The 10,243-nt window shown below is 71.6% G+C and carries 12 protein-coding genes; 4 read left to right on the top strand and 8 right to left on the bottom strand.

What is annotated here, in order from left to right; translation table 11 throughout:
- Nucleotides 1-13 precede the first annotated feature (13 nt).
- Genes D474_RS0114460 through D474_RS0114470 form a run of 3 tightly spaced genes read left to right on the top strand, consistent with a single transcriptional unit; the run spans nt 14 to nt 3,575 of the window.
- Nucleotides 14-544, top strand: a complete 531-nt coding sequence (locus D474_RS0114460; protein WP_017614269.1) for a PadR family transcriptional regulator — start codon at nt 14-16, stop codon at nt 542-544.
- The gene (locus D474_RS0114465; RefSeq protein WP_017614270.1) at nt 541-1,266 is read left to right on the top strand and encodes an ABC transporter ATP-binding protein; all 726 of its coding nucleotides are present in this window, start codon (nt 541-543) and stop codon (nt 1,264-1,266) included. The genes D474_RS0114460 and D474_RS0114465 overlap by 4 nt, the downstream gene beginning before the upstream one ends.
- Nucleotides 1,267-1,289: 23 nt before the next feature.
- On the top strand, nt 1,290-3,575 hold the full coding sequence (locus D474_RS0114470; protein WP_017614271.1) for an ABC transporter permease: 2,286 nt from the start codon (nt 1,290-1,292) through the stop codon (nt 3,573-3,575).
- 23 nt (nt 3,576-3,598) lie between these two features.
- Here the strand turns inward: D474_RS0114470 and D474_RS0114475 are convergent, their stop codons facing one another.
- The gene (locus tag D474_RS0114475; RefSeq protein ID WP_017614272.1) at nt 3,599-3,835 is read right to left on the bottom strand and encodes a hypothetical protein; all 237 of its coding nucleotides are present in this window, start codon (nt 3,833-3,835) and stop codon (nt 3,599-3,601) included.
- Between the two features lie 35 nt (nt 3,836-3,870).
- Complete coding sequence (locus D474_RS28790) at nt 3,871-4,224, bottom strand: glyoxalase/bleomycin resistance/dioxygenase family protein (protein ID WP_017614273.1); 354 nt, start codon at nt 4,222-4,224, stop codon at nt 3,871-3,873.
- A 252-nt stretch (nt 4,225-4,476) separates the two neighbouring features.
- On the opposite strand from D474_RS28790, the gene D474_RS28795 reads away from it, so the two are divergent.
- Nucleotides 4,477-4,989, top strand: a complete 513-nt coding sequence (locus D474_RS28795; RefSeq protein WP_017614274.1) for a hypothetical protein — start codon at nt 4,477-4,479, stop codon at nt 4,987-4,989.
- Here D474_RS28795 and D474_RS28800 read toward each other — a convergent pair.
- Genes D474_RS28800 through D474_RS0114520 form a run of 6 tightly spaced genes read right to left on the bottom strand, consistent with a single transcriptional unit; the run spans nt 4,896 to nt 9,766 of the window.
- Nucleotides 4,896-5,813 (bottom strand): urease accessory protein UreD, encoded by a 918-nt coding sequence (locus D474_RS28800; protein WP_017614275.1) that lies wholly within the window; start codon nt 5,811-5,813, stop codon nt 4,896-4,898. The genes D474_RS28795 and D474_RS28800 overlap by 94 nt on opposite strands.
- Nucleotides 5,785-6,486, bottom strand: coding sequence for an urease accessory protein UreG (gene ureG, locus D474_RS0114500; protein ID WP_051050979.1), 702 nt, complete (start codon nt 6,484-6,486; stop codon nt 5,785-5,787). Before ureG ends, D474_RS28800 begins: the two co-directional genes overlap by 29 nt.
- A 52-nt stretch (nt 6,487-6,538) precedes the next feature.
- Complete coding sequence (locus D474_RS0114505) at nt 6,539-7,234, bottom strand: urease accessory protein UreF (protein ID WP_017614277.1); 696 nt, start codon at nt 7,232-7,234, stop codon at nt 6,539-6,541.
- A gap of 8 nt (nt 7,235-7,242) precedes the next feature.
- The gene (locus D474_RS0114510; RefSeq protein ID WP_017614278.1) at nt 7,243-8,952 is read right to left on the bottom strand and encodes an urease subunit alpha; all 1,710 of its coding nucleotides are present in this window, start codon (nt 8,950-8,952) and stop codon (nt 7,243-7,245) included.
- Entirely contained in the window at nt 8,949-9,467 is a 519-nt protein-coding gene (locus D474_RS34430; protein ID WP_017614279.1) for an urease subunit beta, read from the bottom strand. Before D474_RS34430 ends, D474_RS0114510 begins: the two co-directional genes overlap by 4 nt.
- The gene (locus D474_RS0114520) at nt 9,464-9,766 is read right to left on the bottom strand and encodes an urease subunit gamma (protein WP_026118488.1); all 303 of its coding nucleotides are present in this window, start codon (nt 9,764-9,766) and stop codon (nt 9,464-9,466) included. The genes D474_RS34430 and D474_RS0114520 overlap by 4 nt, the downstream gene beginning before the upstream one ends.
- Nucleotides 9,767-10,243 lie beyond the last annotated feature (477 nt).

Genomic DNA, 10,243 nt, shown 5'->3' on the forward strand with positions numbered 1-10,243 from the left:
TATAGTCAGAGGCATGTCTGCACTGGGACCCACGTTCCTGGGGCTGCTCGAGAGCCGGCCCCAGCACGGTTACGACCTCAAACGCGCCTACGACGAACACTTCGCGACCAAGCGCCCGCTCGCTTACGGACAGGTGTACGCGACCTTGTCCCGGCTCCTCAAGAACGGCCTCGTCGAGGTCGCCGCCACCGAGGCCGGGGGCGGTCCCGAGCGCAAGCGCTACGCCGTCACCGACGCCGGCGTCACCGACGTCGAACAGTGGCTGGGCCGCCCCGAGAGCCCGGAGCCCTACCTCCAGAGTGCCCTGTACACCAAGGTCGTGCTCGCCCTGCTCACCGGCCGCCCCGCCGACGAGATCCTCGACGTGCAACGGGCCGAACACCTGCGGCAGATGCGCGAGCTCACTCGCCGCAAGGCCGACGGCGATCTCGGCGACCAGCTCATCTGCGACCACGCGCTCTTCCACCTCGAGGCCGACCTGCGCTGGCTCGAACTGACCGCGGCACGCCTGAACGAGCTGTCCGGGGAGGTCCGCGGCCGATGACACAGCCCACCTCACGAGCGGAGACCGTCGGCCCGGGGGCGCGGGGACCGCTGCTCTCCGCATACGGGCTCAGCAAGGCCTTCGGCCCCACCCAGGCACTGACTGCGGCCTCCCTGACCCTCGCGGAGGGTGAGATCGTCGCGCTCATGGGCCCTTCGGGCTCGGGCAAGTCGACGTTCCTGCACTGCCTCGCCGGGATCGTCCGTCCCGATGCCGGACGCGTCGACTACGCCGGCACCGACCTCGCCCGGGCAGCCGACACCCGGCTCAGTGCACTGCGCCGCACCGAGTTCGGGTTCCTCTTCCAGTTCGGCCAACTCGTCCCGGAACTCTCCTGCGTCGAGAACGTTGCGCTGCCCCTCCGGCTCGGCGGACAGAGGCGCCGGGCGGCCGAACGCGAGGCCCTGCGGCTCATGGAGCACCTGGACGTGGCGGACGTGGCCCGCAGACGTCCCGGTGCGTGCTCCGGCGGACAGGGCCAGCGGGTCGCGGCCGCCCGTGCCCTCGTCACACGGCCCCGGGTCGTCTTCGCCGACGAACCCACCGGTGCGCTCGACTCGCTCAACGGGGAGAAGGTGCTGCGCCTGCTCACCGACACCGCACGTGAGAACGGCAGCTCGGTGCTCCTGGTGACACACGAAGCCCGTGTGGCCGCCTACGCCGACCGCGAGGTCATCGTGCGCGACGGGCGTACCCTCGACGTCGCCGGGGGTGCACGGTGAGGCCCTCGTCGTGGAACGACCTGATGATCGGGGTCCGCCTGTCCCTGACCGGCGGTCGCGAGAACATCGTCCGTACCTGCCTGACCGCGGTCGGCGTCGGTGTGGCCACGGCCATGCTGCTCCTGGCCGCGTCGCTGCCGACGATCCTGGACCGCATCGACGAGCGCTCGACCTCCCCGTACAACGTCGACGGGCTCGAGGACCCGCCGCCGGGCGACGACACCGCGCTGGTCGGGGGCTCGCTGGTCAACGCCGACCACCGGGGCACCCTCGTCACGGGGTGGGTGGTCGAGGCCGAGGGGGAACGGGCACCCGCACCGCCCGGCGTCGACGAAGTACCGGATCCCGGGGAGATGGTGGTCTCGCCCGCTCTGGCCGAACGGCTCGACGACCCGGAGAACGAGGCGCTGCAACGCCGGCTCGACCACCCCGTGGTGGGCCAGATCGAGCAGGAAGGTCTGAGCGGACCCCACGAGCTCGTCTACTACCTGGGACACGAGGGCCTGGAACACGACGGCGCTTCGGTGGTGCGACTGGACTCCTTCGGCGGAGGCGGGGAGCCCTACGACCTCGGCGGGCCGGTCGTCCTGCTGCTGGGCGTGGTCGGCACGGTCGTGATGCTGACCCCGGTGGTGGTCTTCCTCAGCGCCGCCGTGCGGTTCGGCGGGCAGGCACGGGACCGCAGATTGGCGGCGGTGAGGCTCATGGGCGCCGACCGCGTCTCCACCCGTCGGATCGCGGTGGGGGAGACCCTGGTCGGGGTCCTGCTCGGGATGCTGCTCGGTGGGATGCTCTTCCTGGCGGGGCGCCCGTTCGCGGAGCTCGTACCCATCGACGACGGTGTGTTCGCCTCCGACGTGGTGCCGGTGCCCGCGCTCGCCGCCCTGGTCCTGGTGCTCGTCCCGCTGATCGCCTTGTGGGTGGTGCTGCTCGCCGTGCGCGGTGTGGCCGCGGAGCCGCTCGGCGTCGTGCGCAGCGCCGAACGCAGCCGCCCTCGGCTGTGGTGGAGGCTCCTGCTGCCGGTGATCGGCGGAGCCCTGCTCTACGCCGGGCTCGGGCCGTACGTGTTCGGGACCACGACGGTCAACTGGGTGGTCCTGGTCTCGGTCGGCCTCCTCATGGTGCTCCTCGGAACGACGGCCGTGCTCCCGTGGCTGCTCGACCGGACCGTGCGGATGCTGCCGTCGAGCCCGCTCTCCCTCCAGATCGCCCGCCGCCGCATGGCGTCCGGGGGCGGCGGTCCGACCCGTGCGGTGAACGGGATCGTCGTGACCGTTGCCGGGGCGATCGCACTCCTGACCCTGCTCAACGGGGCCGAGTCGACCGAGAGGGAAGGGGCGGACCCGGAGCAGGAACTGTCGGTGGGGATGACCCCGGACGAGGACCCCTACGAGCAGGTGAACCTGAGCGGCGAACCGCGAGTGGGTGACCCCGAGGCGGTCTTCGAGAGTGAGAGCGCGGTCGAGGAGGCCGTGCTCGTGCAGGAGATCCACGCGGAGACCGGTTCCGGCGAGGTCGGTCGGATCCTGGTCGCCGGCTGTGCGTCACTGGAGCGGATCACGGACCTGCCACCCTGTGAGCCCGGTGACGTCTTCGCCACCGCAGGGGCCGGGATGGAACCGGGGTCCGAGGTGGGGATCGGTGACCGAGAGCCGTCCACGCCCTGGACCGTTCCGGACCTCACCGTGTTGGAGTCGGGGGTGGCCGGGGTGCGCTTCGGTGAGGAGGCGCTGCTCGCAACACCCGAGGCCGTGGCGCAGGCCGGTGCCGAGGTCGACGAGGAGGTGGAACGCGCGGTCCTGTTGCGGTTGGACGACAGCCACCCGGACGCCCGCGAACAGATGCTGGCCGCCGCCGGCACGGTGGACCCCACCGCCCACGTCGATCCGCTACCCCTCCACGCCACCCACTCGGCGCTCGACAACATGAAACTCATGCTGCTCGCCGGCGCGATCGCCTGCCTGCTCATGGTCGTGGCGGGGGTGACGGTCGGGACGGTGGAACAGGTTCGCGAACGCCGCCGGGTGCATGCCGTCCTCACCGCGTTCGGCACCCGGCGCAGGACGCTCGTGGCATCGGTGCTGTGGCAGACGGCGGTGCCCGTGGCTCTCGGTGTGGTGACCGCGTGTGTGTTCGGCCTGGCCCTGGGCGCGCTCCTGGTCGGCGCGGCCGAGTTGCCGATGGATACCGACGCGGGTGAGATCGCGCTCCTGGTCGCGGCGGGCGCCGGTGCGGTCCTCGTGGCGACGCTGGTCACCGTGCCGCTCCTGCTGCGCACGATGCGCCCGGACGGGCTGCGCTCGGAGTGACCGGACCGGGTCCGGGGCCGGGATCAGGCCCCGGGCCCCTCGGTCGGCCTCGGTTCGCGCGGTTCGCCGCGCAGATACCCGGTGACGAGCCCGGACAGCAGAGCGCTCGCCGGCACCGCGACCGCGACACACGCCCACACCGGCCACTCGGTGAACGCGCCGAGCAGGGCGCTCGCGAGCAGGCACAGCACGATGGCGCGCGGCAGGCGTGACGCGGGGCGCGGCCGAACCGGGTGCATCGGCTGGGGCGGGGTGTCCATGGTGGCGGCTCCTTCGCCGTGAGGTGGTTCCACCATCATCCCCAGGTCGCGGTGTCGGGGTCCAATCCGTGGCGGCGGGCGTTGGCTTCGACGGTGTTCCACGGGGTCTTCGCCGGGCCGGACGTGCACGCGGGGCGCAGCTTCTCGCAGGCCTGCGCGATCTCCTCGACCTGGTCGAGCACGCAGGAAAAGCTCAGCGTCACCCCGGTGGTGCCGCCCACTGCACCGGGTTCGCGCTCGGGGACCAGGAGGACGTCCCGGAACGCCCACCTCCGCAAGTGGATGATCTGCCCCGGAACGGAGAAGAAGTCGAAGAACCCCAGATCCTCCGTCCAGAACTCGGCGGACCAGTCGAGGTCGGCCGTCTCCACGGTGGCGAAGGCGGGCATGCCGTAGAGGCCGTTGAAGAGCTCCGGCGGTGCGGCGCCGGGGGTCGGGTCGGCACGGGGCTCATGCTGAAGGCTGGGAAAAGGCCGGTTCCGTTGCTCATGGGTTCAGCCTGTGGCCTCACGCGGCGTGAGGGTCAAGGCCTCATTCCCGGGCGAGTGAACCCACGGGTGCGGGGAACCACTCCTCGTGTCGCACCGATTCCCCCGAACGGCGGCCTTCCCCGCGGGCCGGGCCCGCCTGGAGAGCAGGACATGTTCCGCATGCGCAAGGCGACCGCCGCCGACACCGCCGCCGTGGCCGACATGATCCGTGCGCGCTGCTCCTGGCTGGAGCACCGCGGCCTGCCGTCCCTCAGGGAGGACGCCGACGACCTCGCCGGTCAGGCCCGGCACGGGTTCATGTGGCTCCTGTGCACCGACCCCGGGAACTCCGCCGAACCGGAGGACGTCGTCGGCTGCACGACGGTGCTCGACCGCCCGGCCACCGAGGGCTGGGCCGAGGCGGAACGCGCCGGTGACGACGCGCTCCACCTCTTCTCCACCGTCACGCACCCCGAGTACCGGGGTCTGCGCCCGGGCGCCGTCATCTCCCGCTGGGCCGCACGCCAGGCCGCCCACCAGGGGCGGGCGTGGCTCCGGTTGAGCTGCGTCGGCCCGGAGCTCGCCCGTCACTACCGGGACCAGGGGTTCACGACGGTGCGGGAGTTCGCCACCGGGGACGACACCCTGTTCCTGCTGGAGTGTCGCACCGGCTTCGCCCCCTGACGCCGGTCAGAGGTTGCGCTCGGCCCACCGGCGCGGCCTTCATACCCGGACGGGTCGGCAAAGGCCGCCTTCCAGTTCTCCCAGGTACCGGCGACCGCGGATTCCGCCTCGTGCGCCTGGCCGGCCAGCGCCCGTGCGAGGGCGCCGGGGCCGTGCAGCAGGGTCTCCCCGGGGCCCGACGCACGTTCCGGCCGGGCACCGAGCAGGAAGGTGGAGGCCAGGACCCGGTGCCCGCCCATGACCCCCGGGACCTCGGCCGAGCCCGGACCGCGCAGGTCCAGGTCCTCCACCAGCACGGGCCGCCCGTCGACGCGGCCCTCCACCGACGATCGCAGTGGACCGCCGGCGGCCTCGTAGCTCCGGCCGAGCACCAGCGTCTCGTGGACCAGCGCGCGGCCGCTGCCGGCCACGTCGACCCGGGTCCGCCTGGTTACGTCGGCCCCGGCCGAGACCACGAACGGGGCGCTCCGCCACACCAGACAGCCGCCGTCGCCCACCCGGAGGTCGGCCCGCCAACTCGCGGGACCGGCACCCCGGGTGTCGTAAGCGACGACCCCGGACGGTTCGACCAACTCCAGCCACACACCCCGGCCGACCGTGATCTCCATCCGCAGGTGGTCCCCGGTCAGCAACAGCGCGTAGGTGCCCACCAGGGCCACGCGTGCGGTGTCACCGCGCACCCCGAGCGGCTGGGCGCGCAGGTACGTGCCGCCGGACAGATCGGTCAGGCGCACCCGGCCGCCCACGCGCTCCACGGTGATGCGGGCCGGAATCGATTCGTTGATCGACGACCGCTCACCCGTGCTCGTGACCGTGGTCCGCACCCTCGTGGGTGTGGGTCGTGCCGTCGGCGTGCGTGTGCGGCGCCATCGGACCGGGATCGCGCGGCACATGGATCCCTGCCCGGTGGTCGTCCAGTACCCGCAGGACCCAGGACGCCAGGGCCTTGACCGACACGTCGTCCTGCTGGCTCAGCGCCAGCACGGGGAGACCGCCCCGGGACTCCTTGGCGTCGGCGACCATGCGTTCGGCGTCGACACCCACGTGAGGGGCAAGGTCGGTCTTGTTCACAACGAGCAGGTCCGCCCGTTCGATCCCGGGCCCTCCCTTGCGGGCCACGTCGCCGCCGCCGGCCACGTCGAGACAGAAGATCTGGGCGTCGGCCAGCGCCGGGCTGAACGTGGCGGTGAGGTTGTCGCCGCCGCTCTCCACCACGACCAGGTCCAGCGGGGCGAACTCCGCCTCCATGTCCTCCACCGCGAGCAGGGTCGGGGTGACGTCGTCACGGATCGCGGTGTGGGGGCAGGCCCCGGTCTCCACAGCCTGGATGCGCTCCACCGGAAGCACACCGGCCGCGCGCAGCAGCCGGGCGTCCTCGTCGGTGTAGATGTCGTTGGTGACCACCGCCATGCTCACCTGTTCGGCGAGCTCCCGGCACAGGGTCGCGATCAGGGTGCTCTTGCCGGTGCCGACCGGCCCCGCGACACCCAGGCGCATGGCCCGGCGTCCCTCGGACGCGGTGGCGGGGGCGGTGTCGGTGTTCTGCTGTTCAGGCAACGAAGATCCTCCTGGTCCTGTTCTGTTGTTCGAGGGACCAACCCTCGATCTGTGGTGCGGTCCGGGCCGGCATGTCGTCGGCGCCGCGGACCGCGAGCGCCTCGGCGGCGACCTCCGCGATCACCGCCTCGGATCCGAGGACCCACCCGGCGGCGTCCACCGGGTCGACGGGGGCGAGTTTGAGGGCGGCCGAGGCCACCGTCTGGGCGTCGTCGTACAGGGCCACCCGGGCCGTCTCGTCCTCCGACGAACCCATGACCGCGGCGACGACCCCGAGCGCGACCGGCCGCTGCGGAGAGCGGTCCAGGTTGCGCAGGGCCTCGACCGCCGGGTGCTCGGGCCAGAGGTGGGAGGCCAGACGCACCAGCCCGCGCCCGAGCAGCCCCGAGATGTCGCGCAGGGGAGCGCTCGGCGACCGTGCCAGGAGCGCCTCGTGCCCGTCGGCCAGCGCCTCCGGGTCGACACCGGGGCCGCCGGGGGCGGACGTGCCCCCAGCCGCCCTGTGTGCGAGCACCGAGGCGGCCGTCTCCGTCAGCCCCACCGTGCGCAGGCGTGCCGCGATGTAGTCCGGGATCCGTTCGACCGCGAGGCCGTCGGCCAGCGCAGGTTCGAGCCCGGCCGAGTACGTGTGGCCTCCCACCGGCAGACGTGCGTCCGCCAGCAGCAGGGTGCCCAGTCGTGTGGTCACACGGTGTCCTAGAACATCGTGTACCGCTGCGCGAGCGGCACCTGGGCGGCTGGCTGGGGACGGACCGGTTCGCCGTCGATGCTGATCGCGAACGTCTCAGGGTCCACGTCGATGCGCGGCAGCGCCGTGTTGTTGGGCATGTCCGCCTTGGTGAGGTGCCGGGTCGGCCGCACCCCCACCAGACGGCGCCGCAGGTCCAGACGCTCGGCCAGGCCGTCCTCGATCGCCATCGGCGACACGAAACTGACCGCGAGGTCGGCCGCGGACGACGCACGCGCGGCCAGTGCCGGGCGCATCAGTACCGGCTGCGGTGCCGGAACGGCCCCGTTCGGGTCACCCAGCGGGGCCGCGACGACCGCACCGCTCTTGATCACCGCGGTGGGACGGATCCCGAAGAAGGCGGGGTCCCACAGCACGAGGTCGGCCATCTTGCCTGCCTCCACGGACCCGATCACGTGGTCGACGCCGTGCGCCGCCGCAGGGCAGACCGTGTACTTGGCGACGTACCTGCGCGCACGGGCGTTGTCGGCCGGAAGGTCGGAGGACAAGCGGCCGAACCGGTTCTTCATCACGTGCGCCACCTGCCACGTGCGGCAGATGAGCTCCCCGATACGGCCCATGGCCTGGGCGTCGGTGGAGGTGATCGAGATGGCGCCCATGTCCTGGAGGACGTCCTCGGCCGCCATCGTGGAGGCTCGGATCCGGGACTCGGCGAAGGCGAGGTCCTCGGGGACCCTGGGGTTCAGGTGGTGCACCACCAGGAGCATGTCCAGGTGCTCGTCCACCGTGTTCACCGTGTGCGGCAGGGTCGGGTTGGTGGACGCCGGGAGCACGTTCGCCTCACTGGCCGTGACGATGATGTCCGGCGCGTGGCCGCCGCCGGCTCCCTCGGCGTGGAACACGTGGATCCCGCGCCCGGCGATCGCGTCCAGTGTGTGCTGGACGTACCCGGTCTCGTTGAGCGAGTCGGCGTGCAGCGCCACCTGGAGGCCGAACTCGTCTGCGCCGCGCAGCGCCGCGTCGATCGCGGCCGGGGTGGCGCCCCAGTCCTCGTGCACCTTGTACCCGCCGGCGCCGGCCAGGGCGTCCTCGGCGAGCGACTCCCGGGACACGGTGCTGCCCTTGCTGAACAGCAGCACGTTCAGCGGGAAACGGTCCAGGGCACGGTGCATCATCGTCAGCGCGTGGGCGCCCGGCGTCACCGTCGTGGCCTTCGACCCCTCGGTGGGGCCGGTCCCGCCGCCGATCACCGTGGTGGTACCGGTGGTGAGCGCCTCGTGCATCTCGATCTCGCTGAGGAAGTGCACGTGGGTGTCGACCGCACCCGCGGTGAGGATCCTGCCCTCACCGGCGATCACGTCGGTGCCGGGACCGACCAGCAGATCCGGGTGCACCCCGTCCATGGTGTCCGGGTTCCCGGACTTGCCGACGGCGACGATGTGCCCGTCCCGGACACCCACGTCACCGCGGACGATGCCCCAGTGGTCCAGGACCACCGCGTTGGTGACCACCAGGTCGAGGGCGCCCTGGGACCGTGTGGTCGTGCCCTGGCCCATCGACTCCCGGATGGTCTTGCCGCCGCCGAAGACGGTCTCGTCGCCGCCGGCGGTGAGGTCCTGTTCGACCTCGATCCACAGGTCGGTGTCGGCGAGGCGGATCTGGTCCCCGACCGTGGGCCCGTACAGCTGGGCGTACTCACGGCGGTCGATGTGGCTCACGGGTGCTCCTCCGTCCCTTCGGGGTCGATGTCCTGGTCGGTGGAGCCGGCGGGCCGGTCCTCCGTCGGCACGACTTCGGCCGGATCGCCATCGTGCGCCCCGGCCCCGCTGACCCGTACGGGTGCGCCGGAGGCCCGGAGCGGTTCCGGGACGTCGGTGCCGGGAGTGCCGAACGGGACCACGGGGCGCGGCGGACGTTGCCCGGTACCGGAGAGTTCGCTCGGGTCGGCCAGTTGCAGGCCGGGGACGTGGCGCCGCCCGCCCAGCGCGACCAGGTGTACGGTGCGGCTCACCCCGGGTTCCAGCCGCACCGAGGTACCGGCGGGGGCGGCGAGACGGAATCCCCGGGCCCGTTCGCGGTCGAAGTCCAGCACGGGGTTGGCGTCGGGGAAGTGCAGATGGGAGCCCACCTGGACGGGGCGGTCCCCGGTGTTGACCACCACGAGGGACAGGTGTTCACGGTCCTCGTTGAGGTCGAGCGGGGTGGAACGTGTGCGGATCTCACCGGGGATCATTGGATCGGCTCCGTGATCGTGACGAGCTTGCGCCCGTCGGGGAAGGTGGCCTCCACCTGCACGTTCGGGATCATCTCCGGAACGCCGTCCATGACCTCCTCGCGCCGGAGCACGGTGCGGCCCTCGTTCATCAGCTCGGCGACGGTGGCGCCCTCGCGCGCTCGCTCGATCACCCAGCACGAGAGCAGGGCCACCGATTCGGGATGGTTGAGCTCGACCCCACGGCCGCGGCGGTCCCGGGCGATCATTCCGGCGACCGACAAAAGCAGTTTTTCTGTATCGGACGGGAGTAGATGCACGAATCACCTCTCACAGTTCTGAACGAGATCATTGTAAGACCTGATTCACTCGGAAAGAACGGCGTGAGAGCTTTGTCTCCAATTCGGCGCGGCCTCGGTCCGTGCTGTGCCGGGTTCGCAGCTTCCGTTGGTGAGTGCACGGATGCGCCTCGTATATGGGCAGGTCAGGATCGCAAGTTCGGTGATGTTTCGGTGACTGGGTGTCGCCGAGAGTGGGGCGGAAGTTCAGGCCCGTGTTCTCCACCCGGCCCGTTCGGCGTCTCCCCGAATTCTTGCCGAAGCGCCGGTGGCGGAGGTTTTTCCCTGCCGCTTTCTTCGTGGTTGTCGGGCCGGAATGTGAACCGCCCGGACCGCACGCGGTCCGGGCAGTGGCGAGGTCGCCGGAATCAGAGGTTGCGCTCGGCCCAGAAGGCCATCGCGTCGCGTACCCGGCAGGGCTGTTTCAAAGTCGGGGTTGTGAGACATCAGCACTGATCA

Source organism: Nocardiopsis salina YIM 90010 (assembly GCF_000341025.1).
Lineage (GTDB): Bacteria > Actinomycetota > Actinomycetes > Streptosporangiales > Streptosporangiaceae > Nocardiopsis > Nocardiopsis salina.